We start from the raw sequence: 22,859 nt of genomic DNA on the forward strand, positions 1-22,859 counted from the left end.
GTGGCGCATCAATCCTTGCCGGTGATCGACCGAGCGGCCGCGCGCGCGGTCAGGATGCAACCGGGCAGGAAGGTGCCTTCCAGCGAGCGCTTTCCGTTGGCACCACCACCGCCGAAACCGGCCGCTTCGCCGACGCAATAAAGACCATCGATGGGCGCGTCGTTGCCATCCAGCACGCGACTGTGCAGATCGGTACGCAGGCCGCCGAGGCTCTTGCGCGTGATCAGCTGGGTGCGGATCGCGATGAACGGGCCGGCGCCTTTCTTCTGCAGCGGCGCGGGTTTGCAGGTGCGCAGCCGGTCCGGTGCCCATTGGCGAGCGTGGCGGATGAGGCGGAGTTGGTCGTCGTTTTCCAACGCGTCGCCACGCGCGAACTGCGCATCGAAGGCATCGACCGTGGCCTGCAAACGTGCCGGATCGACATCGTGCGAAGCGGTCAGCGCGTTCATCTTTCCGGCCAGTGCGGCGAGCGTGTCGGCGACGAGGAAATCCGGGCTTTCATCGCGCATCTGCCGCACCAGGCGCTGGTTGCCGAACAGGGTGTCGGCGAGGAAACGCAGGAATTGCCTGTCGCGGATGCGCGGGTTGTGTTCGGCCCCGGAAATCGCGAATTCCCTGGCGGCGATGCGCCAGTTCATCAACTGCCACGTCCAGGGTTTTTCCTGCTCGGCCACGCGCTGGCAGAGCCAGTTCGTATCGAATCCGGTGACCAGCGGTTCCGGACCGATGCGCTGGCCGCGATGGTCCAGCCAGAGCGCCGATTTGCACGGAATCATCGACAGGCCGTGGCCGTCGAAATGCGGGAACGGATGCGCGAAGCCGGCGGCGTAGTTCCACATTTCCCCGGCATGGGTGATGCGCGCGCCGAGGCGGTCCGCAGCGTGATGATGCAGCGCACCGTCGGCGAAGGGATGTGCGCCATTGAGCATCGTTGCCGGCATCCGGCGATCCTTTGGCCAGTTCGCGCGCACCTGCGCGTGGCAGCCGTTGATGCCACCCATCGCCAGCACCACGACCGGTGCCTGCAACCACACTTCCTTACCGCTGACTTCGTCCACCGCATGCGCACCGGCAAGCCGGCCGCCGGCGTGTTCCAGTTCGATCACGCGATGACGATGCAGCACGGTCAAACGGCCACCGCTGTCGGCGGCGTGCATCGCCGCGATCATGCGGCGTGTGAGTTCACGCGAGGTGCCCCAGACGATGTGATAGCGCGGCAGGCTGTTGCCCTCGCCAAAGCGTCCGCGTTCGACCCAGTTCACCGCCGGCATGAAGGAAATGCCTTCGCCCACGAGCCAGTCGTGCACCTCCGGGCGCGAGCGCTCGACGTAATGCTGCGCCCAGCGCAGCGGCCACGTGCCGTTCGGGTCCAGTTCGCCGAAGCGCAGCCAGTCGGCCAGCGCGATCTCCGGCGTATCGCGGATGCCGCGGCGCGCCTGCAACAGCGTGCCGACCAGCGCCATGCCGCCAAAGGCCCACAGCGCCAGACCGCCCAGACGCTCGGGCGTATCGCGGTCCACCAGGGTCACGCGCTGGCCGGCGCGCAAGGCTTCCAGCGCGGTGACGATGCCGGCCAGGCCGCCGCCAATGATGAGGATGTCCGATTGCCGCGATCCCACCCTTGCCTCTCCCCTGGAACACGCCCGCCCCGACGCCGTCCGGGTGCAGGCGAAAACACCAAGCATACGGCAGCGCATGGAGATGCGGGAGGCGTCATCGGGAACGAATGCATCAGCCTTGAGCAAGGCGCCTCCGTGGGCGACCGGATCTTCGCGATGCTGATCCGGCTGACGGCGTGGCCGCGACGGCTATGAGCCTGATGGGTGCACGGTGATCGCGCATTGCAGAACGTCTTATCGCGGCCACCGCGTTACCCACCCCCACGCCGACAAGTCCGCGGCTGCGGTTGCGCTCAGCGGTATTGCCTTTGCCTGTGCGCTGGCGTCATCGGGCACGCAGCCGCGCAGATCAATCCTTCGGCGGTGGTGGCGCCAGCACGGTGCGATCGCCGTTGTGTTCGGGCGGGGAGACGATGCCGGCCGCTTCCATCGCTTCCACCAGACGGGCGGCGCGGTTGTAGCCGATGCGCAGGTGGCGCTGCACGCTGGAAATGCTGGCGCGGCGGCTTTCGGTAACGATGCGCACGGCCTGGTCGAACAGCGCGTCGGCTTCCGGATCGCCGCTGTTGGCCGGTTCCGGCAGGCCGGTAGCGCCGATCACCTGGCCATCGCCCAGGGTCTGGGTGTCTTCCAGCACGCCTTCCATGTAATCCGGGCCGCCGGAGCTTTCCTTGAGGAAATCCACCACGCGGTGCACTTCGTCATCGGAAACGAAGGCACCGTGCAGGCGCTCGGGCATCGCGGTGCCAGGCGGCAGGTAGAGCATGTCGCCGTGGCCGAGCAGGGTTTCCGCGCCGGACTGGTCCAGGATGGTGCGCGAATCAATCTTGGAACTGACCTGGAACGCGATCCGCGTGGGAATATTGGCCTTGATCAGGCCGGTGATGACGTCGACCGAGGGCCGCTGCGTGGCCAGGATCAGATGGATGCCGGCCGCGCGCGCCTTCTGCGCCAGGCGCGCGATCAGCTCTTCGACCTTCTTGCCGACGATCATCATCATGTCGGCGAACTCGTCGATGATGACGACGATATACGGCAGCGTTTCCAGCTCGCGCGGCACCTCGTCCAGCTCCGGATTCGGCTTGAACAGAGGATCCATCAGCGGCTGGCCGGCCTCGATCGCATCCTTGACCTTCTTGTTGAAGCCGGCCAGGTTGCGCACCCCGACCGCGCTCATCAGCTTGTAGCGGCGCTCCATCTCGGCCACGCACCAGCGCAGACCGTTGGCCGCCTCCCTCATGTCGGTGACCACCGGCGCCAGCAGATGCGGAATGCCTTCGTAGACGGAAAGCTCCAGCATCTTCGGATCGATCATCAGCATGCGCACATCGCGTGCGCTGGATTTGTAGAGCAGGCTCAGCACCATCGCGTTGACCGCGACCGATTTGCCCGAGCCCGTCGTGCCGGCCACCAGCAGATGCGGCATCCGCGCCAGATCGGCCACCGTCGGGCGGCCGCCGATATCCTTGCCCAGCGCCAACGTCAGCGGGCTGCCGGCCTTGTCGTATTCCTTGGAACGCAGGATCTCGGACAGGAAGATGATTTCGCGGTTGGCATTCGGAATCTCGAGCCCGATCACCGACTTGCCCGGAATCACATCCACCACGCGCACCGACTTCACCGAAAGGCCGCGCGCGATGTCCTTGTCCAGGCTGGATACCTGGCTGCCCTTGACGCCCGGCGCCGGCTCCATCTCGAAGCGCGTCACCACCGGCCCGGGATAAACCCCGACGACCTGCCCTTCGATGCGGAAATCCTTGAGCTTGAATTCGATCTGGCGCGACAGGGTTTCCAGCGCCTCGTCCGAATAGCCGCGCGGCTGTGGCTTGGGATCATCCAGCAAGGACAGCGGCGGCAATCCGCCATCGCGGCTGGGTGCGCCGGCGAACAGCGGAATCTGCGTCTCGCGCTCGGCGCGGTCGCTTTTCTGGACCGGCGGCGGCGGTGGCTCGATCCGCACCGGCTCGCGCTTGGCGCGCTTGATCTTCTCCTCGCGCCGGGTTTCCTCGCGCTCGGCCTTGATCACGCGCGCCGCGCGCCGTTGTTCGACCTCCTGCGCGGTCCGGCCCAGCATGCCACCCAGCCACGCGAACGCCGCCAGTACTGCCCGGCCGATGCGATCCATCAACGCGAACCAGGACAATCCGGTGGCCAGGGTGATGCCCACCAGCAGCACCGTCACCGCGAACAGCGCCGCGCCCAGATAACCGAACACATGCTGCAGCGAATCGCTGACCAATTGCCCGAGCAGGCCACCGGCCCCGACCGGCAGTTGCGTGGCGAAGTGGTCGGGCGGGTTCAGATGCGCCAGGCCGGACACGGCAACCAGAAACCCGAAGACGCCGATCAGCCGCAGTGCCGGCGTCAACGCCGTCTCGCCACCGTTTCCGCGCCCGCGCAGCGCCAGCCAGATCACGTAACCCAGCAGGAATGGCAGCAGATAGGCACCGATGCCGAAGAATGACAGCATGATGTCGGCAAAATACGCGCCGGCGACGCCGCCGAAATTGCCGATCGGGCCGGTGACGCTGCCCGAACGCGACCAACCCGGATCCTCCGGGCTGTAGCTGACCAGGCAGGCCAGCAGGTACAGCAGCACCGGCACCACGAGCAGCACCAGGCTTTCCCGCCATACCCGGCGCCCGACGCCGCCTTCCCCCTGAATGTCCTGTCGCGCGCGTGCCACCTGATCAAGCCGCCTCATCCGATCAATCCAACGGTCGATTGTATCAGCGCCGCCCGCCTGCCCGGCGCATGCGGAACAGTGCGCGAAATCAGGCTTCCTCTCCGATGAAACCACCGGACTGGCGCCGCCAAAGCGCGGCATAAAGGCCATTGTTTTCAATCAGTTGTGCGTGCGTTCCCTGTTCCAGGATGCGACCCTTGTCGAGTACGACGAGCCGGTCCATGCGTGCGATCGTGGACAACCGGTGCGCAATCGCGATCGTGGTCTTGTCCTGCATCAGGGTATCCAGTTGTTCCTGGATCGCCGCCTCCACATCCGAATCCAGCGCCGAGGTGGCCTCGTCCAGCACCAGGATCGGCGCGTTCTTCAGCAACACCCGCGCGATTGCCATGCGCTGGCGCTGGCCACCGGACAGTTTCACGCCACGCTCGCCCACTTCCACGTCATAACCGCGCTGACCATCGCGACCACTCAGACCCTCGATGAATTCATCGGCCCGGGCCCAGCGCGCGGCCTCACGCATTTCGGTTTCGCTCGCGTCCGGGCGGCCATAAAGCAGGTTTTCGCGCACCGTGCGATGCAGCAGCGAGGTGTCCTGCGTCACTACACCGATATTGCGCCGCAGGGATTCCTGGGTGACGGCGGAAATGTCCTGCCCATCAATCAGGATGCGGCCACCCTCGACATCGTGGAAGCGCAGCAGCAGGTTCACCAGCGTCGACTTGCCGGCACCGGAACGGCCGATCAGGCCGATTTTCTCGCCCGGGCGGATGTCCAGCGAGAAATCATCGATGACATTGCCGCCGGCACCGTAGTGGAAACGCACCTGCTCGAAGCGGATGCCGCCGTCGGTGACGACCAGTTCCCTGGTGCTGCGGTCCACCACGCGCAGCGGTTCGGCCAACGTGCCGATGCCGTCCTGCACGGTGCCGATGTTCTCGAACAGCCCGGCCACTTCCCACAGCACCCATTCGGACATCGAACGGATACGCATCACCAGCGCGATCGACACCGCAATCGCGCCACCGCTGATGCTGCCATGCAACCAGACCGCGACCGCCACCGCCGCGGTGCCGATCAGCAGCAGCGCGTTGAGCGTGTGCAGGCTGGTGGTCAGCAGGGTCACCAGCCGCATCTGGCGGTGCACCGTGACCAGGAAACCATCCATCGCCTCGCGCGCATAATCCTGCTCGCGCGCGGTGTGGGCGAACAGCTTGACCGTCTGGATATTGGCGTAGCTGTCGACGATGCGTCCGGTCATCTGCGCGCGCGCATCGGCCTGCGCCATCGACACCTTCTGCAGGCGCGGCACGAAAAACCGCACCAGCCCGGCATAGCCGAGCAGCCAGGCCAGCAGCGGCAAGGCCAGCCAGACATCGGACTTGAAGGCGAGGAACAGCGTGCCGATGAAATACACCACCACGTAGACGAAAGCATCGAGCAGCTTCAGCACTGTCTCGCGGATCGCCAGTGCGGTCTGCATCACCTTCTGCGATACCCGCCCGCCGAACTCGTCCTGGAAGAACGACAGGCTCTGGCGCAGCATGTAGCGATGCGCCAGCCAGCGCGCGATCATCGGGTAATTGCCCAGCAGCGTCTGATGCACGAACAGCGCCTGCAGACCGATCAGCAGCGGATAACCCAGCAGCACCAGCAGGCCCACGCCCAGCAACTCGCGTCCGTGCCGCTCCATGAAACCTTCGCGCGGCTCCTGCCCGACCCAGTCCACGATGCGCCCGATCCAGTCGAAGAAATAGATCTCCGCCGCCGACACCATCGCGGTCAGCAGCGCGACCGCCACCAGCCACGGCAACACCGGGCGCGAGTAATGCAGCACGAACGCCCACAACCGGCGCGGTGGCGCCTCCGGCTCGCGCATCGGATAGGGATCGACCAGCGATTCGAAGAATCGGAACATGATTCCGCCACGACAGAAAAGGCAAAGCCCGCCGCAAACGCTGCGACGGGCTGTTCGGAAAGCTCCCGCCACAGCGGAAGCACGACTCAATACGACATCAAACCGCGGCCCGCCTGTTGCGGGCAGGAACGCGGGTTCAATCCGGATCCGGGATCAAGCCGGATTCGGGATCACAACCCTGGCCCAGATCATAGGTCGGGGTGAGCACCGCGAACCCCGACATCGTGATACCCGGAACCCGACCACGTTGGGGCTCGCAACGCTCACCCCAACCTATAACGTCCGGTGGTTGAAGCCCCGCAGGCCCTCAGCCCGGATCCAGCGGCGTCAACAGCTTCGGGCCGCGATTGTCGCCAATCATGTAGACCCCGCCATCGGCCAGCGCCTCGGGTGAGGTGGCGTTGCGGACGTCCTCCGGCGACAGCCACGGCAATGGCTGAAGCGGGCCGGGAACATAGGCGGTCCATGTGCCCTCGTGGCGGGATTTCGCCCGGTGCATCGTCGTCAGCCGGAATGAAACGGGCACGCTCACCAGCCAGTACGGCTCAGCGGCGGACTCACCTTCCGTGGGCGGCAGGAAGCGCCAGTCACGTACCGCCTTCAGGCTGGCATCGCTCAACAGCCCGCGCCAGCGCTTCATTCTGTTGTCCGAAGCGGCCGACAACAGATTGACCTGGCGCACGGCCGCATCCTCCACGCCACCATCGGGCCCGATTTTCAAGGCCAGATGCACATCGCCCTGCACACCGGCGCGCAGCGCCTGATTCGGGTACGTGGGCGCACGGTTCTTCTCCCAACGCACCTGGGTCGCGTCCTGCGGATCGTAGACTTCGAAACTGGCGCTGCGGATGAATGCGCGGAACTCGCCTTCATCGTTGCTGACGGCCGTCAGCCGGAGGGAAACCGGCGCCTTTGCCGGCACCGCAACGCCCTGCTGCATGATCGGCTCAAACCGCCAGGCCATGATGGTTTGGCGAATGAACCCGGCCAGACTGCGTTCCAGCTCCTCCTCGTGATTCAGCTCCAGGCTTTCGACCGAACCATCTGTCGCGATATGGATTTCCCCGCTGACCCGCATGCTGGCTTCCAGCTGCTTACCCGAAGCACGCGCGCCTGCCGCCATCGCCACACCGGCGACCAGGAAAAGAACCAGACCGCACATGGTCCGCAGAAGACTGTTTCGCATGGTGACTCCTCACATTGCTGGACAGAACCGGACACCGCCATCGGCAATATCCGCATCGCCGTCGATGGTGGCAGCCCGGCACACGAAAAGACAACCCGGCGCCAGCCCGAAGCCACGGCCTGGAATCGGGTGTGCGAACGCGCAAAATCATAGGTCGGGGTGAGCGAAGCGATCCCCGACATCACAACACCCAAAACCCGGCCACGTTGGGGTTCGCAAGCTCACCCCAACCTATGGCATCGGGTGCTTGAAAGCCCGCAGGCTCTCAGTCCGGATCCAGCGGCGTCAGCAACTTCGGGCTGCGTGCTACGCCTTCCAGATAGACACCGCCATCGGGCAGCACATCGGGAAGCGTGGTGTAGGCGGTGGGTGCCAGCCACGGCAACGGTTGCAGCGGGCCGGGCACGTAGGCCACCCAGGTGGCTTCACGTTCGCTGGCCTTGGTCGGTTCGGGATCAAGGCGGAAGGCGACCGGCACCGTGACCACCCAGAACGGCGCGTTCACGGCCTCGCCGCGACTGGGCGGCGTGAATGTCCAATCACGCGCGGCGCGCAGGCTGGCCGATGCCAGGGCCGTGCGCCAGCGTTCCATCGTGCGTTCGGACTCCAGCGCGTGCACATTGATCTGGCGCACCATCGAATCCTCGACCTTGCCGTTGCGCCCGATCTTCAATGCCAGATAGACATCGGCGGCCACGCCGGCGCGCGCCACGATATTGGGATATTCCGGTGGCCGGGTGCTTTTCCAGCGCACCTGGGTCGGATCGTCGGGATCGTAGACATCGAAACCGACGCCGCCGATCATCGCGCGGTAATCGCCAGCCCCGGATTCCCGTGCCACCAACCGGATCGACATCGGCGATTCCACCGTCACCGCCGTGCCCTGCTGCATGACCGGCTCGAAACGCCAGGTCAGTGCGGTCTGTTCGATGAATTCGGCCAGTGCCGGCATCAGTTTCTGTGCCTTGTTGATTTCGGCCTTCTGCACCGTGCCGTCGGCGGCGATATGGATGCTGCCGGTCAGCAGCATGCTGCTTTCGACCTGGGCATCGGTCTGGGTGAGTCCGCTGGCGGCCAGCGGTCCGGCCAACAGCACCAGACCCCAGCCCAGCAGGAACCGCGAAATCTCGTTTCGCATCTGTGCTTCCTCCCTGTTGTCCGACATCGCCACGTAACGCCAACAACAGCGTTTTGCCGCGCCGTTGTCTTGATACTGTCACGCATGGCGACCAGATGAAACCCGGGCGCGATCAGGGAGGAAGGGCGTAACTCAGGCAGCTTCGTCCAGCAGCTGGATCTGCACGGTATCCGGGTCCACACGCTGAACATCGATGCCCTGCGCACGCAGCATCTGCACCAGCCCGTCTTCGCCGATCAGGTGCATCGCGCCAACGATGACCAGGTGCGTGCCGTCACCGCTCTCCAGCATCGCGCGCACCTGCGGCAGCCATTTCAGATTGCGATCGCGGTTCAGCAATACGTACATCTGCGGGGTCTTGTCGATCATTTCGCCATTGATCATGTCCACCAGACGGGTGTCGTCGCCGCTGCGCCAGATATCCAGCAGTTCCATCAGCTTCTTGCGCATTTCCGCCGGCGGGCCGAGCGCTTCGTCCAGCATCTGGGCCTGCTCTTCAAGTGGGGAATTGTCCAGCGCGCCGAGTTGTTCCAGCACGGTTTCAAGGCCACTGACCGGCTTGCCATCGGCAGCGGCGCGCTGCATGAAGTGCTGGTCCAGGCCGAGCGAGGGATTGAGCCCGGCGGCAGTCATCGCGCCGACTGCCAGGTTCATGCCCATGAACCACGGCTTGAATGCATCCGAACTGGCCATCGCAGCCTCGCTGCCGCCCATGAAGGCCTGCAATTTGGCGGCGGTTTCCTCCGGAATCACCGAACGCAGGGTGCGGCCGTCATCGAACTTGGCCAGCGCCTGGATCGACGCCATGGTTTCCGGCGCGGTCATTTCCGCCGGGTCCACCTCGAACACCACGCGGCCGGCTTCGGAATAGGCCAGCTCCACCTGCGGGTGCAGCGGGTAATCCTCCGGCGTGAGCAGGTGGAACGAGCCCAGCATGTAGACCGTGCCGGCCTTGCCTTCGGCCTTCCACAGCAGCGGCACCGGTGCCGCCAGCGCGTTGCCGATCCCGACCATGGCCAGCAGGCAGCCGACCAACCATCCTTTCCTCATCGTGTTTCTCCATAACTTGCGTGTGTGCTGTCGCCATCGAACAGCTTGTGCGGGTTCATGACGCCGTTGGGGTCGAAGGCGTGACGGATGCCGCGCATCAGCGCCAGCTCGGCGGCATCGCGGGTGCTGGACAGATGCGGTTTCTTGACCAGGCCGATGCCGTGTTCGGCCGAGATGCTGCCACCGTGGCGTTGCAGCGCCTGCGCCAGCAGCGAGGTGACGCGGCTGCATTCGTGCACGAAATCGGCATTGGCCATCGGCTCCGGTTTCAGCACGTTGATATGCAGATTGCCATCGCCGATATGGCCGAACCAGACCACATCGAACTGCGGATATTCGCGTGCCAGCAGGGCCTGGGTTTCGGCCAGAAACGCCGGCATCGCGCCGATCCTGACCGAGACATCGTTCTTGTAAGGCACATGCGGCGCCAGCGCTTCGGTGATGCCTTCACGCAGGCGCCACAGCGCGGCGGCCTGGGCCTGGCTCTGCGCGATCACGCCATCGCCCACCAGCCCGGCATCGAGCAGTTCGCTGAAGGCGGCCAGCGCGGCGTCCTGCTTTTCCTCCGTGTCCGCATCGAATTCGGTGACCACGTAATACGGATGCTCCTCCTCGAACGGCCGCTGCGCGCCATGCGCCACCACATGCACCAGCGCGCGCTGGGTGAAGAACTCGAATGCCGACAGCGTCAGCCGCGCGCGCAAGCCCTCGAACACCTGCATCAGCGCCTCGAACGACGGCAACGCGAGCAGCATCACGCTGGATTCGGGCGGCGGATCGGTCAGCCACAGCATCGCCTCGACCACGATCCCGAGCGTGCCTTCGGCGCCGATCACCAGCTGGCGCAGGTCGTAGCCGCTGGAATTCTTGACCAGCCCACGATTGAGCTGAACCAGCTCGCCGCTGCCGCTGACCAGGGTCAGCCCGGCGATCCAGTTGCGGGTATTGCCGTAGCGGATCACGCGGATGCCACCGGCGTTGGTGGCGATATTGCCACCGATGGTGCAGGAACCGCGCGCAGCAAAATCCACCGGATAGATCAGCCCGTGTTCGCGCGCCGCCGCATGCACCATTTCCAGCGGCACGCCGGGTTGCACCGTCAGAATGCGGTCCGCCGGATCAAAGTCCAGCACCCGGTTCATCCGCTCAAGGCTGAGCACCAGCTCGCCGTTGGCCGCGACCGCACCGCCGGAAAGCCCCGTTCTACCGCCCGAGGGGACAATCGCCACCTGATGCGTATTCGCCCATCGCACCAGGCCCTGCACGTCCTCGACGCACGAAGGAAACGCAATCGCCAACGGTGCCGGCACCCAGCGACGGGTCCAGTCGCGGCCGTAGTACTCAAGATCGGCCGAATCGGTCTTGAACATGACTCCGGGAAAAAGGCGGGCAAGTTCGGCGGGGCGGGAGTCGCTCATGGTCGGCGCAGGGAAATATCAGTAGAACGCAAAGCGTTGAACGCCGCGAAGCACGACTTTGCGGCATCGCAGCACGGGAGCGACAGCGTGCCAGCCCCGTGGCACGCCGTCCATTGCTCGCATACTCATTGCACTTCCGCAGGTGGGTCCGAACGCGAAGCCGGCAGCGGAGTACGCCAGTCGGATTGGCCCGAATGTCCTCGCAGCGGTATCCGTATCTTGCCGGTGGCCGAGTCGATCACCGCAGCACGTGCGGCATCGGCATCAAGGCGCAGCTCGCTTTTCCTCTGGGCCTGAAAGGAGAATCCGCCGTTGGTGCCCGCTTCGGCGCGCAGGCGCAACGCGTGATCCACGGCGCGCACCATCGCGTGGATGTCCTGGAACCGCTGCAGATACGGCGTGTACGCCACGGCCGTCATGGGCGCCACGGAACAGCCCAGGACATTGCTGATGCAGCGCCACTGCCGTAACGCGGGCACCCCCGGCACGGGCGGAATATCGCCTCCGTCTGCCAGCGCGCGACGCACCGGTGCAGCACAGGCGTGACCGTAAACAGGGGCCATCATGGCGCGCGTGGCGCGCACATCCAGCACCAACGGGCGCAAAAAGCGGTAGGCCTCCTGATCATTGCGCTCCAAATGGGCGTGGACGGTCTGTTCTTCCCCCCGCATCGCGCTGCACAGGTCGGGAGCGACGTGCAAAGGATCAAACGCCGTAGAGCAAATCGGCGGCAGCGGTTGATCCAGTGGCAACTCCGCCAGCATGTCGGCAAACAGGCGTGATCCGACGGCGACCATGGCACCACCCGTCACGGCGAAAACCAGCGAATCGCTTTGGGCACTCAAACGCCGCCAGGTCTCCACATCCCGGCATACGGCTTCCAGCGCCGCCTGCTGCCGACCCTCGACGAAATCCAGCGCGCTGGCGGCGGGTGAAACGAAAATCCAGCGTAGCGCCGGGAGCGGCGCGAAGGTATGGCCCTTCATCGGGCTGCGGTAGTGATCGAATGCCGACAGGCCACGTACCCGCTCCACGATCGCCCTGTCGTGCTCGATCTGCTGCGCGTATTCATCGCGCTGCGCGCGGACACTTGCCAGACACGCCTGACTGGCAGAGCCGCAATGCTGCAGCCCGGAGGGCCTGCTTGAGTGCCGGGCAAACCTGCCCTCGGCCACGCTTGTCAGGTTGGATAGCACCTGACTCGAGGCCGCGCCATTCAAGGCCTGCCGATAGTTCTCGACATCCGCTGCGACGACCGATTCGACCTCCTCCGGCGGCACGTCGTATTCGATCAGCCACAGCGCCGCGAACGCATTGCGCCCCGGCGGCGCGGGCTCGTCATCCAGCCATGCCAGAGCGGCACGCTGCTCGTCGTTCGGCCCCATCGTCCTTGAAACAACGAACAGCCCGACGACAAATCCCGCCACTATCAACACCAGCAAGCCGACCCATCGCATCAAACGCCTCATGCATACTTCCCCTGCATCTCATGGCTTCAGACTCCAGCCAACGACGCCTGCATCCTCGCGATTGTGACTGTGGCTGTCGGAAACCGGTTTCAGCGCCGCCCGCTGGCGTGCCGCACGAAGAAGCGTTTGAGCGGCGGAAGCCGGTCCACCAGACCCAGCGCCGGACCGCGCAGCAGCGTCGGCAGCACCGCATCGCTGCCGAACAGGCGCTCGATACCGTCGAAGGCGTAGGCCGCCAGCGTGGTTTCGCTGCGGCGACGGCGGGCATAGCGCGACAGCAGCAATTCGGCGCCGATGTCCTGGCCAGCGGCATGTGCGGGCGGCAGCAGGCGCAGCAGTTCGGCCACGTCCTGGAATCCGAGATTGACGCCCTGCCCGGCCAGCGGGTGCACGCCGTGCGCGGCATCCCCGATCAGCAGCGCACGCTCGGCGGCATAGCGTTGCGCCAGTTTCAGCCGCAACGGAAATCCGGCGCGCGGAGAAAGCGATGTCATTGCACCAAGGCGTCCTGCAAACGCGCGTTCCAGTTCCATCGCGAAAGCATCGTCATCCAGCGCCAGCACACGCTGCGCCTCGATTTCCGGCAGGCTCCAGACGATCGAACTGCGGCCCTGGGTGAAGGGCAGCACCGCCAGCGGCCCGCTCGGCAGGAAGCGCTGCCAGGCGGTGTTTTCGTGCGATTGCGCGGCCTGGATGTAGCCGACCACGCCGCGCGCGCCATAATCCCGGCCCCGTGTGGCGATGCCCAGCCGTTCGCGTAGCGGCGAGGCACTGCCATCGGCGCCGATCAGCAGGCGCGCGTGCAGATGCTCGCCGTTGTCCAATTCCACCTCGATTCCGCGTGCCTGGCGGTGCAGCGCGACGATCTGAGCCGGGCAATGCAGACGGATGCCGGGTTCACGTTCCAGCGCCTGCCACAACAGGCTCTGGATCACCGATTGCTCGACGATATGTCCCAGCGCCGAGGCGCCGGCGTGTTCGCCGTGGAAGGTGACGCTGTCCTGCGGCGCGGCCGCGTCCCAGACCTGCATACGGTGATAGGGCTGAGCGCGTGCGGCCAGCACAGCGGGCCAGATCTCCAGTTGCGTGAGCAGATCAGCCGAGGCCGGCGAGATCGCGAAGACGCGCAGATCCGGCGGATTGTCCGCCTGCCACGGCGCCGGCCGGCGCGGTTCGATCACCGCCACACGCATGCCGGCGCGGGCCAATCCCAGCGCCGTGGCGGCACCAACCAGTCCGGCGCCGGCGACGATCACGTCCTGTCCAGCCCGGCTCATGCGCTGCGCTCCCGCGCCAGTTCCGAAACATCGCCACCGAAGCCCATCGCATCGGTCACCAGCCCATCGGCCAGGCCCGGCATCCGGTCCATCGCCACCATCGCGGCCGAGCGCAACAGCCGCAGCGGTCCGAAACGGTTGCCGAAAATCCGCGCCAGCCCGTCGCTCATCGCCAGCGTGGCGTCGCGATCCGGGATGCGGCGCTGGACATGCGCCTGCAACAACGCATCGGCACCGATGTCCTGCCCGCCGGCATGCGCCTGCAACACCAGTTCGGCCAGCGTCAGTGCATCGCGCAGGCCCAGATTGAAACCCTGCGCGCCGATCGGATGCAGCGTCTGCGCGGCGTTGCCGACCAGCACCGCACGCGCCGCAGTCAGGCGCTGCGCAACCACTTTCTTCAGCGCGTAGCCGCTGCGCTTGCCGGCCCGCAGGAAACGCCCCGCACGCCAGCCGAAACGCTGCTGCATCAGTTCCAGATAACCGGCGTCATCCAGCGCACGCACCTGTTCGGCCATCGACGAAGGCACGGTGCAGACGCTGCCCAGACGGCCGCCACCCAGCGGCAGCAAAGCTACCGGACCCTGCTCGGTGAAACGCTCGTAGGCGGTATCCGGCGGCGCCTTGGCCGCGCTCAGCACGCTGACAAACAGGGTCTGCTCGTAATCATGCACATCGGTGCCGATGCCCAGCGCATCGCGCAGCGTGGAACCGGTGCCGTCGGCGGCGACCAGCAAGCGGGCACGCAAGGTGCGCGGGCCGGATTCGGTTTCAAGCCGCGCTTCGACATGGTCGTCGTGCTGCTCCAGCACCGTCACGCGCGCCGGGCGCAGACGTTGCAGATCGGACAGTTCGGCCAGACGCGCTTCCAGCGCGGCACCCAGCTCGCGCGCCACGACCACGGCACCGAACGCATCCAGCCCGCGCGCCGGGGCATCCAGTTGCACGCTGCCGAAATCACCGCGACTGGAGACATGGATATGCCGGATCGGTGCCGGCGGCGTCGCGATATGGCGCCATACACCCAGCGCCTGCAGCGCATTGATGCTGGCACGCGCCAGCGCCAGATTGCGTTCATCGAAACTCGGGGCCGCCGCCGGCAAGGGCGGCGTCGCTTCGGCCAGCGTCACACGCAGTCCGGCACCTTCCAGCGCACAGGCCAGGCTGCTCCCGACCAGCCCGCCACCGACGATCAGCACATCGCAGAAATTTTCCATCGCGCAATGATAAGGCAGCGCGGTGCGATGGAAGTTGAGCAGGATCAGGGCCTGATGCGCTCAGGCACCCGTACTTCCAGATCCGGACACAGACCTGCGCCTACCCAATCCCGAATCCCGATTCCCCAATCCCGGCTTTTACGCCCCCGGCCCCAGCGCCAGTGGAATGGTCAGGCGGTCGCCGGCCTTGACCATGTCGCCCTTGAGCGCATTGGCCGAACGCAGGCTGCTGAGCGTGACGCCGTGGCGCTGTGCGATCAGGCCAAGGGTTTCGCCGCGGCTGACCACGTGATGGCGCGGCTTGGGCGTGGCATTGGCCGCCAGCCAGGTGCCCGGCGGTGGCTGCACCGAGAAGTAGTCGCGCACGCCTTCGACGATCGACGCCGCCAGCTTGTTGCGATGGTTGGCGTCGTTGAGCTTCTTTTCTTCGGCCGGATTGCTGATGAACGCGGTTTCCACCAGCATCGACGGCACATCGGGCGAGCGCAGCACGACGAAATTGGCGCGTTCCACATGCGGCTTGTGCGCCTTGCCCAGACGCTTCATCGCTTCCAGCACATGTGTGGCGGCGTCGCCGGAGGCTTTCATCGTGGCGCTTTGCGACAGATCCAGCAGCACCGCGGCCAGGGTGTTGTCCTTGTCTTCCAGCGACACGCCGCCCACCAGATCGGACTGGTTTTCGCTCGCCGCCAGCCAGCGCGCGGCCTCGTTGGAGGCGCCACGGGTGGACAACACGAAGACCGATGATCCGGATGCGGTGGATTTGTGGAAGGCGTCGGCGTGGATCGAAATGAACAGGTCGGCGCGGGCTTCACGCGCCTTCTGATAGCGCTTCTGCAGCGGGATGAAATAATCACCGTCGCGGATCAGCACCGCTTCCATACCCGGCTCGGCGTCGATCTGGCGCTTGAGTTCGCGCGCCACCGCCAGCGTGATGTGCTTTTCCCAGGTCTTGCCCGAAGCACCGCGCGCGCCGGGATCCTCGCCGCCGTGGCCGGCGTCGATGGCGATGATGACGTTGCGTTCGGTCGAGGGCACCGCCTGTTCCACGGTGCGCACCACCGGCGCGGCCTTGGCCGCAGTCGGCAGCAAATCAATGACCAGACGATGGCCGAGCTTGTCGGCCGGCGGCAGCAGAAAACTCTTGGGCCGCACGCCTTCAGTCAGGTCGAACACCACCCGCAGATTGCGCTCGCCGTGTTTGCCGGTGCGCACCCTGCCCAGCAGGCCGGAGGCTTCGGGTGCGGTGAAGTCGCCGGACAAGGCCGAGGCTTCGATGTCGAGTACCAGGCGGTCCGGATTTTCCAGCGTGAACAGCTTGTAATCCAGCGGCCCGGAGATATCGAACACCGCGCGGGTGTGGTCCGGGCCGGCCCAGACACGCAGCGCCTGGATGTCGGCGGCGTGCACGGCAGCAGGCGCCACCGGCAGCAACGCCAGCAGCAACAAGGCACGCACGAAACGGGCAGGCATCCGCGTCATGATGCGGATTCAACCATCATTGTGTGACGTGACGCAAGAACTTTCCCCTGATATTCCATGGCCTTATTCGACGCTTCTCGACCAGCTGAAAGGATAAGCCGGCACCATGCCAGCAGTATGAATGGAACTGAAAAATCCGGCATGGCCAGACTTTTCCCTTTCAACACAAGCACTTGCCATGGCGGCCCTAGATTCCGGCGAGCGACCACCGGTCGAGCACACCGAACAAACCGGAGCAAACAGACCAACGCTCAGGACACAGCCTGTTCCCACGCGCGTTGCACGCTGTCCGCCCAGACACGACCCGCGTCGCTGACCGGGTCCAGCGTGGCCATGCGGCCTGCGCCCTGCACCGCCAGACGCAACACCAGATCCACCGCCGGCAACATGCCGTGCCCGCGCTGCGGCCATTCCACCAGCCACAGACGCGCCTCGGCGGCCAGCTCGTCCAGTGCGAGGAATTCCAGTTCCTCCGGATCGGCGATGCGGTACAGATCCAGATGCGCGACCTCGCCGCGTGCGGTGTCGTAGCGTTCGATCAGGGTGTAAGTGGGGCTGCGTACCGGGCCTTCGACCCCGAGACTGCGCAGCAATGCACGCGCCAGCGTGGTCTTGCCGGCACCCAGATCGCCTTCCAGATGCAGCACCGCCGCCGTCGCCGGCAGATGCGCAGCCAGCAATACGCCGAGGCGTTCGGTGGCCGCCGGTGACGCCAGATGCAGCTTCACGGATTGGCCAGGCGGCGCATGAAGGGGAACAGGTCGGCAGCCAGCATGCCGCGCTCGCCACCATCGCGTGCGGCCGCGTCGGCGGCAGCCGAATGCAGCAGCGTCGCGGCACAGGCGGCCGACCAGCCATCCAGCCCCTGCGCCCGCAACGCAGCAATCGCACCGGTCAGCACATCGCCCATGCCGCCGCTGCCCATGCCCGGATTGCCGGCGCCGATGACCACCGGCACCTGGCCGGGTGCGGCGATGATGCTGCCGGTGCCCTTCAGCACCACGACCGCGTCGTAGCGTTCCACCAGCGCCTGCGCCGCCGCGAAGCGGTCGGCCTCGACCGAGGGCACGTCCACGCCCAGCAGGCGCGCGGCCTCACCCGGATGCGGACTCAGCACCGCGGCCGGTACGCGTGTCTGGGTCGTGGCCAGCAGGTTCAGGCCATCGGCATCGATGACACTGGGAAGGCCCAGCGCCACCGCCGCCTGGAACAGCAGTTGCGACCATTCACCACGCCCCAACCCCGGCCCCAGCGCCAGCACATCGGCATTGGCCGCCAGCTGGTGCAGCGCGGCGGCATCCTCGACCGCGTGCGGCATCGCTTCCGGGCGCGCGGCCAGCATCGGCGCGACGTGCTTGTCGCGCGTGGCCACGGTCACCAGTCCGGCGCCGCAACGCAGCGCGGCCTCGACACAAAGCCGGATCGCACCGCCGTAGCCGTGATCGCCACCGATGGCCAGCACGCGGCCGTTGTCACCCTTGTGCGCATCGCGCGGGCGCCGCGTAAGCCAGCGTCCGAGCTGGCTGGCGACGATCAGTTCGGCCACCGGCGGGCGCAGGCTGCGGGTTTCCAGCGGCACGTCCAGCGTCGCCAGCTCCACCGGCCCGGCAATGGCGCGCCCCAATCCGGTGAACAGACCGCGTTTGTGCGCAATGAACGACACCGTGCGGGTGGCACGCACCGCCTCGCCATCGGCACTGCCGGAATCGGCATCCAGACCGGACGGCACATCCAGCGCCAGCACCGGGCGCCCGGCCGCGTTGATCGCCTGGATCAGCGCCAGACCGATGCCTTCGGGCAGGCGCGACAGGCCAATGCCGAACAGCGCATCGACGATGACATCGGCCTCAGGCAGGCTGTCGCCGGGCTTGAAGACGATCTCCTCGCCACCGGTTTCGCGCCAATGCGCATAGGCGCGGCGCGCCGGATCGGCCGCAGGTTCGCCTTCGTGCCCGACCACCAGCGTGACCTGCAAACCGGCCAGCCGCGACAAGCGCGCCAGCACGAAACCATCGCCGCCGTTGTTGCCCTGCCCGCAGACCACGCAGATGCGCCGCGCCATCGGCCAGTCCAGCTTCATCCGCGCGAACGCGGCGGCGGCGGCGCGGGTCATCAGCGCATAGGCGTCGATGCCATCGTGTTCGATTGCATGCGCCTCAAAAGCGCGCACGTCCTCACATCGGTACAGCGGAAGGGGCTTGTCCATGGCCGGAATTCTAGCTCGGATGAGGTGAGCGGACCTGTCTGTTTCCGTGCCATCCGGCGGGCGCGGTGCGACACTTGGCGCACGCCCGCCGCCGCCTTCGTCCATGCCTTCCCGCCTGCCACCCGATCCTGCCGAACTTGTCGCCGAGCTGCGTGTCTGGGCGGCGGAGCTGGGCTTCCAGCAACTGGGCATCGCCGACACCGGGCTGCGCACCGACGCCGCCCACCTTGAGAGATGGCTGGCCGAAGGCATGCACGGCGAGATGGATTACATGGCGCGCAACACCGGGATGCGCGCCCATCCCGAGCGTCTGGTGGAAGGCACCTTGAGGGTGATTTCGGTGCGCATGGACTACGGCGAAGCCGATCCGGACAAGGGCTGGGCCACGCTGCACGATGGCCAGCGCGCCTATGTGGCGCGCTACGCGTTGGGACGCGACTACCACAAGCTGATCCGCAACCGCCTGCAGAAACTGGCGACCCGCCTGAGCGAGCGCATCGGCCCATTCGGCTACCGCGCCTTCACCGACTCGGCGCCGGTGCTGGAACGCGCGCTGGCGCGCAATGGCGGCCTGGGCTGGATCGGCAAACACACCTGCCTGATCAACCGTCACGCCGGCTCATGGTTCTTCCTGGGCGAACTGTTCACCGACCTGCCACTGCCCACCGATACCGAAACCGGCGCGCATTGCGGCACCTGCACCCGCTGCATCGAGGTCTGCCCGACGCAGGCGATCATCGCGCCGTACCGCGTCGATGCGCGGCGCTGCATCAGCTACCTGACGATCGAACTGCGCGGCGCGATTCCCGAAGAACTGCGCGCACCGATGGGCAACCGCATCTTCGGCTGCGACGACTGCCAGCTGATATGCCCGTGGAACAAGTTCGCACAGCGCCACGACGAACCGGATTTCCGTGCCCGCAACGATCTGGATCACGCCACGCTGGCCGAGCTGTTCGCCTGGGAAGAAGATGAATTCCTGCGCCGCACCGAAGGCTCGGCCATCCGCCGCACCGGCCACATCGGCTGGCTGCGCAATATCGCCGTGGCGCTGGGCAATGCGCCCACCACCCCGGAAGTGCTCGCCGCGCTGCAATCACGCGAAAGCCATCCCTCCGAACTGGTACGCGAACACGTGGCCTGGGCACTGGCACGGCATTCGGTGGAATGATTCGCGGCGGCGGCCAGCGCGGGACACACCACGCATCCCATTCAACAACGAAATAGGGGCGCCGCACTTTCCCTACAGATTGCTCTCATCCGGCGGCACACTTCTGGAAAGCGGCGCGACACCGGTACTGTTGTCCTGGACCGCCGGACAATCGGCGCCCAGCCCCAGACAGGTCATCGACAGCGAGCCGTAGGCGCTGCCTTCCACCAGGCTGTCCAGCCCCTGCCCTGCGGCGGCGGCCATGCCGGCCAGGTACAGCACGGGCAGGAAGTGTTCGGGCGTGGGTGCGGACGCGGCGTAATCCGGGTGCTCCATCAGCGATACCGCCTCGGCCGGGCGCTCGGCCAGCAGCTGGCGGGTATCCGAATCGAAGCGCCGGTTCCAGTCGAAACAGGCGTCCGGCTGCTTCCGGTCCATCGCGCGCAGGTTGTGCACGATGTTGCCGCTGCCCAGCACCAGCACGCCGCTTTCACGCAACGCCGCGAGCCGGGCGCCCAGTTCCAGATGAAATTCGGGCGGCTTCTGCGCATTGATCGACAACTGCGCCACCGGGATGTCGGCATCGGGAAAGGCATGCACCAGCACCGACCAGGTGCCGTGGTCCAGACCCCAGACATCGATATCCGGGCCGACGAAATCCGGATGCGCCAGATCGGCGACTTCCTCGGCCAGTTCGGGGATGCCCGGCGCCGGGTACTGCACATCGAACAGGGCCTGCGGAAAGCCGAAGAAGTCGTGGATCGTGCGTGGATCCGGCATCGCCGTAACCGCCGTGGCATTGACGTACCAGTGCGCCGACACCACCAGGATCGCGCGTGGCCGTGGTACCGATGCGCCGAATGCGCGCCAGATGTCGGTATAGCGATTGCGCTCCAGCGCATTCATCGGGCTGCCATGACCAAGGAAAGCGGCAGGCATCGGCGGCGTGGTGGTCATGGCGGCTCCGGCGTGGCGACAGGGAGGCCGCCAGTGTCCTGCCGCACCCGGCGCCGGGCAAGCCGGACCGGGCGAATCCGCTCAGGCCAGCCGCAGCAAGCGCCCGACATACGGCAGCAACGCCAACGCCCGTGCCACCACGAACAGCACGAACGCCAGCCACAGCCCATGGTTGCCGAACGCCGCCGTCAACGGCAGCGCACACAAGAGAAACGCCGTCAGCGACACCAGGCTGGCATTGCGCATCTCGCGCGTGCGCGTGGCGCCGATGAAGATGCCGTCCAGCTGGAAAGCCGCCACCGACAGCAGCACATACAGCGCCGCCCACGGCAGATACATCCAGGCCTGCGCCGACACATCCGGCAGCGAGGTCAGCAGCCCGATCACGCTGCCACCGCCCAGCCACAAAGCCAGCGCCAGCAGTGCCGCCGTGCCCGCCGCCAGTTCACTGGAAAGCCGCACCACGCGCCGCAACCGGCCGGCATCGCGCGCGCCGATCGCGGCACCAACCTGGGCTTCGGCCACGAAGGCGAAGCCATCCAGGAAGAACGCACTGAACGACACCAGTTGCAGCAACAGGTGATTGGCCGCCAGCGTCGCATCGCCCATGCGCGCGCCCTGGCTGGCGAACCAACCGAAACCGCCGAGCAGGCACAGCGTGCGCACCATGATGTCGCCATTGGCCGCCAGGGTGCGCAGCAGCCGCGTTCGATCAGCGATGCGCGCCCACGGCAGGAACGGCTCGGTATCACGATGGCGTTCGCGCAACACCCGCCACAGCACGAAGGCCGCGACCACGCAGGTGGTCCATTCAGCAATCACGGTCCCGAAACCGATACCGCGCGCACCCAGCCCAAGCACGCCGGCGAAGTACACATCCAGCCCGGCATTCAGCCCATTGAGCAACAGCTGCACGCCCAGCAGCGCCCGGGTATGGCCCAGACCGATCAACGCACCGCTGAAGGCATACAACGCCAACGCCGCCGGTGCGCCCCAGACGCGCGCATGGAAATACTCGTGGCCGGTCGCCGCCACCGCATCACTGGCATCCATCAGCAGGAAAAAACCCCGCACCAGCGGCCATTGCAGCGCCAACACCAGTACGCCAAGGCCCAGCCCCATCAGCAGCGGCCGCACCAGCGCCGCGCGCACTTCCGCTTCATCACCGGCACCGACCGCCTGCGCGACAAAGCCGGTCGTGGCCATGCGCAGGAAACCAAAACTCCAGTAGATGAAATTGAACAGCAGCGCGCCCAGCGCCAGCGCACCCAGATCGGCGGTGCTGCCGTAATGCCCGATCACGGCGGTATCCACCAGGCCCAGCAACGGCACGGCGGCATTGGCCAGAATGACCGGCCAGGCCTGACGCGCGATGTCGCGCCGTGTCATGCCGGAACCGCAGCGGTTTCAGCGTGCGGCCTGGCCCGATGGAAGCCGGGCCGGAAGCCAGGGCCAGCGCCGCGTTTACCTACGCCAGCGTCAAATGCCCGTTCCACAGCGTGCCTGCGCGTCCGCGTCCGCGGCCAGCGCAAGGCAGCGCTGGCGATCAAGCCGCTTGCGCACTTCGCCTTCCAGTCCACGAAGCCCCCAGCGCCGGCCTTCCTCCACCGCGCTTTGGTCGTCCGCCCCGTGCAGCCATGCGGCACGCAGCGCCACCAACGCACCCACGCGGTTGCCGCTGGCGCAATGCACCAGGGTCGTGCCCTCGCGGCCTTCAAGCAGGCGATCAAAGGCGATCACATTCGCCACGGTGAGATCATCTGGGCCGCTGATCGGAAGATTGTCGTAACGCAGGCCGGCGGCACGCACGGCTGCTGCCTCGTCGAAGTCTGGGGTTTCCTCGTCCGGCGTCAGATCAATGACATGCCGGACATTCTCGGCGCTGAGCGCCGGCAGGTCGGTGGCATGGATCCGGTCACCGGCATGCAGGCCCTCGGCCGGCTGGACAAAACCTTCCAGCGCCGATGCAGGCACCTGCGTCATCGCCCCCGTCTCCGAAGCAGGCGATGGCGCCGAAGGCTTCAGTGCGCAGCCGCCGCCCAAGGCGACAACCGCGGCCAGACGCACAGCGCTGAGGACAGTTCGA

The 22,859-nt window shown here is 66.3% G+C and carries 16 protein-coding genes and 1 pseudogene; 1 reads left to right on the forward strand and 16 read right to left on the reverse strand.

The window, feature by feature from the left end; genetic code table 11:
* Positions 1-8: 8 nt before the first annotated feature.
* The 13 genes and pseudogenes from WDB66_RS07255 to WDB66_RS07315 form a co-directional block, all read right to left on the reverse strand.
* Entirely contained in the window at positions 9-1,619 is a 1,611-nt protein-coding gene (locus WDB66_RS07255; RefSeq protein WP_339397873.1) for an FAD-dependent oxidoreductase, read from the reverse strand.
* A 349-nt stretch (positions 1,620-1,968) separates the two neighbouring features.
* Positions 1,969-4,260, reverse strand: a pseudogene (locus WDB66_RS07260) (DNA translocase FtsK); the annotation flags it as partial.
* Between the two features lie 133 nt (positions 4,261-4,393).
* Positions 4,394-6,223 carry an ABC transporter ATP-binding protein gene (locus WDB66_RS07265; RefSeq protein WP_339397875.1) on the reverse strand — a complete coding sequence of 610 codons (1,830 nt, stop codon included), beginning with the start codon at positions 6,221-6,223 and terminating at the stop codon, positions 4,394-4,396.
* 307 nt (positions 6,224-6,530) lie between these two features.
* Positions 6,531-7,409: an energy transducer TonB gene (locus WDB66_RS07270; protein WP_339397876.1), complete on the reverse strand. Its 879-nt coding sequence runs from the start codon at positions 7,407-7,409 to the stop codon at positions 6,531-6,533.
* A 265-nt stretch (positions 7,410-7,674) separates the two neighbouring features.
* Positions 7,675-8,547: an energy transducer TonB gene (locus tag WDB66_RS07275; RefSeq protein ID WP_339397877.1), complete on the reverse strand. Its 873-nt coding sequence runs from the start codon at positions 8,545-8,547 to the stop codon at positions 7,675-7,677.
* Positions 8,548-8,679: 132 nt separating this feature from the next.
* Positions 8,680-9,597 (reverse strand): TraB/GumN family protein, encoded by a 918-nt coding sequence (locus WDB66_RS07280; RefSeq protein ID WP_339397878.1) that lies wholly within the window; start codon positions 9,595-9,597, stop codon positions 8,680-8,682.
* A complete protein-coding gene (locus WDB66_RS07285; RefSeq protein WP_339397879.1) occupies positions 9,594-11,015 on the reverse strand; it encodes an FAD-binding oxidoreductase in 1,422 nt (473 codons plus the stop codon). Before WDB66_RS07285 ends, WDB66_RS07280 begins: the two co-directional genes overlap by 4 nt.
* A 125-nt stretch (positions 11,016-11,140) precedes the next feature.
* Positions 11,141-12,484, reverse strand: a complete 1,344-nt coding sequence (locus WDB66_RS07290; RefSeq protein ID WP_339397880.1) for a hypothetical protein — start codon at positions 12,482-12,484, stop codon at positions 11,141-11,143.
* A gap of 89 nt (positions 12,485-12,573) precedes the next feature.
* Positions 12,574-13,761, reverse strand: coding sequence for a UbiH/UbiF/VisC/COQ6 family ubiquinone biosynthesis hydroxylase (locus WDB66_RS07295; RefSeq protein WP_339397881.1), 1,188 nt, complete (start codon positions 13,759-13,761; stop codon positions 12,574-12,576).
* Positions 13,758-14,978 (reverse strand): 2-octaprenyl-6-methoxyphenyl hydroxylase, encoded by a 1,221-nt coding sequence (gene ubiH / locus WDB66_RS07300; protein ID WP_339397882.1) that lies wholly within the window; start codon positions 14,976-14,978, stop codon positions 13,758-13,760. The genes WDB66_RS07295 and ubiH overlap by 4 nt, the downstream gene beginning before the upstream one ends.
* Positions 14,979-15,116: 138 nt before the next feature.
* A complete protein-coding gene (locus WDB66_RS07305) occupies positions 15,117-16,460 on the reverse strand; it encodes an N-acetylmuramoyl-L-alanine amidase (protein ID WP_339397883.1) in 1,344 nt (447 codons plus the stop codon).
* Positions 16,461-16,711: 251 nt separating this feature from the next.
* The gene (gene tsaE / locus WDB66_RS07310; RefSeq protein WP_339397884.1) at positions 16,712-17,188 is read right to left on the reverse strand and encodes a tRNA (adenosine(37)-N6)-threonylcarbamoyltransferase complex ATPase subunit type 1 TsaE; all 477 of its coding nucleotides are present in this window, start codon (positions 17,186-17,188) and stop codon (positions 16,712-16,714) included.
* The gene (locus tag WDB66_RS07315; RefSeq protein ID WP_339397885.1) at positions 17,185-18,666 is read right to left on the reverse strand and encodes an NAD(P)H-hydrate dehydratase; all 1,482 of its coding nucleotides are present in this window, start codon (positions 18,664-18,666) and stop codon (positions 17,185-17,187) included. The genes tsaE and WDB66_RS07315 overlap by 4 nt, the downstream gene beginning before the upstream one ends.
* A 103-nt stretch (positions 18,667-18,769) precedes the next feature.
* On the opposite strand from WDB66_RS07315, the gene queG reads away from it, so the two are divergent.
* Positions 18,770-19,837 carry a tRNA epoxyqueuosine(34) reductase QueG gene (gene queG / locus WDB66_RS07320; protein ID WP_339397886.1) on the forward strand — a complete coding sequence of 356 codons (1,068 nt, stop codon included), beginning with the start codon at positions 18,770-18,772 and terminating at the stop codon, positions 19,835-19,837.
* 72 nt (positions 19,838-19,909) lie between these two features.
* On the opposite strand, the gene ygiD is transcribed toward queG, so the two are convergent.
* The 3 genes from ygiD to WDB66_RS07335 all read right to left on the reverse strand — a co-directional run bounded on the left by ygiD (position 19,910) and on the right by WDB66_RS07335 (position 22,756).
* On the reverse strand, positions 19,910-20,773 hold the full coding sequence (gene ygiD / locus WDB66_RS07325; RefSeq protein ID WP_339397887.1) for a 4,5-DOPA-extradiol-dioxygenase: 864 nt from the start codon (positions 20,771-20,773) through the stop codon (positions 19,910-19,912).
* Between the two features lie 81 nt (positions 20,774-20,854).
* Positions 20,855-22,162 carry an MATE family efflux transporter gene (locus WDB66_RS07330; protein ID WP_339397888.1) on the reverse strand — a complete coding sequence of 436 codons (1,308 nt, stop codon included), beginning with the start codon at positions 22,160-22,162 and terminating at the stop codon, positions 20,855-20,857.
* 90 nt (positions 22,163-22,252) lie between these two features.
* Positions 22,253-22,756 (reverse strand): protein tyrosine phosphatase family protein, encoded by a 504-nt coding sequence (locus WDB66_RS07335; protein WP_339397889.1) that lies wholly within the window; start codon positions 22,754-22,756, stop codon positions 22,253-22,255.
* Positions 22,757-22,859 lie beyond the last annotated feature (103 nt).

This window comes from Denitratimonas organivorans, assembly GCF_037478135.1.
Lineage (GTDB): Bacteria > Pseudomonadota > Gammaproteobacteria > Xanthomonadales > Xanthomonadaceae > Denitratimonas.

Bases quoted from the DNA above. Each gene is read 5' to 3' on its own strand.
- WDB66_RS07265 (WP_339397875.1), bottom strand. From the start codon at position 6,223: ATGTTCCGATTCTTCGAATCGCTGGTCGATCCCTATCCGATGCGCGAG.
- WDB66_RS07270 (WP_339397876.1), bottom strand. From the start codon at position 7,409: ATGCGAAACAGTCTTCTGCGGACCATGTGCGGTCTGGTTCTTTTCCTG.
- WDB66_RS07275 (WP_339397877.1), bottom strand. From the start codon at position 8,547: ATGCGAAACGAGATTTCGCGGTTCCTGCTGGGCTGGGGTCTGGTGCTG.
- WDB66_RS07280 (WP_339397878.1), bottom strand. From the start codon at position 9,597: ATGAGGAAAGGATGGTTGGTCGGCTGCCTGCTGGCCATGGTCGGGATC.
- WDB66_RS07285 (WP_339397879.1), bottom strand. From the start codon at position 11,015: ATGAGCGACTCCCGCCCCGCCGAACTTGCCCGCCTTTTTCCCGGAGTC.
- WDB66_RS07290 (WP_339397880.1), bottom strand. From the start codon at position 12,484: ATGAGGCGTTTGATGCGATGGGTCGGCTTGCTGGTGTTGATAGTGGCG.
- WDB66_RS07295 (WP_339397881.1), bottom strand. From the start codon at position 13,761: ATGAGCCGGGCTGGACAGGACGTGATCGTCGCCGGCGCCGGACTGGTT.
- ubiH (WP_339397882.1), bottom strand. From the start codon at position 14,978: ATGGAAAATTTCTGCGATGTGCTGATCGTCGGTGGCGGGCTGGTCGGG.
- WDB66_RS07305 (WP_339397883.1), bottom strand. From the start codon at position 16,460: ATGACGCGGATGCCTGCCCGTTTCGTGCGTGCCTTGTTGCTGCTGGCG.
- WDB66_RS07315 (WP_339397885.1), bottom strand. From the start codon at position 18,666: ATGGACAAGCCCCTTCCGCTGTACCGATGTGAGGACGTGCGCGCTTTT.
- queG (WP_339397886.1), top strand. From the start codon at position 18,770: ATGCCTTCCCGCCTGCCACCCGATCCTGCCGAACTTGTCGCCGAGCTG.
- ygiD (WP_339397887.1), bottom strand. From the start codon at position 20,773: ATGACCACCACGCCGCCGATGCCTGCCGCTTTCCTTGGTCATGGCAGC.
- WDB66_RS07330 (WP_339397888.1), bottom strand. From the start codon at position 22,162: ATGACACGGCGCGACATCGCGCGTCAGGCCTGGCCGGTCATTCTGGCC.
- WDB66_RS07335 (WP_339397889.1), bottom strand. From the start codon at position 22,756: ATGACGCAGGTGCCTGCATCGGCGCTGGAAGGTTTTGTCCAGCCGGCC.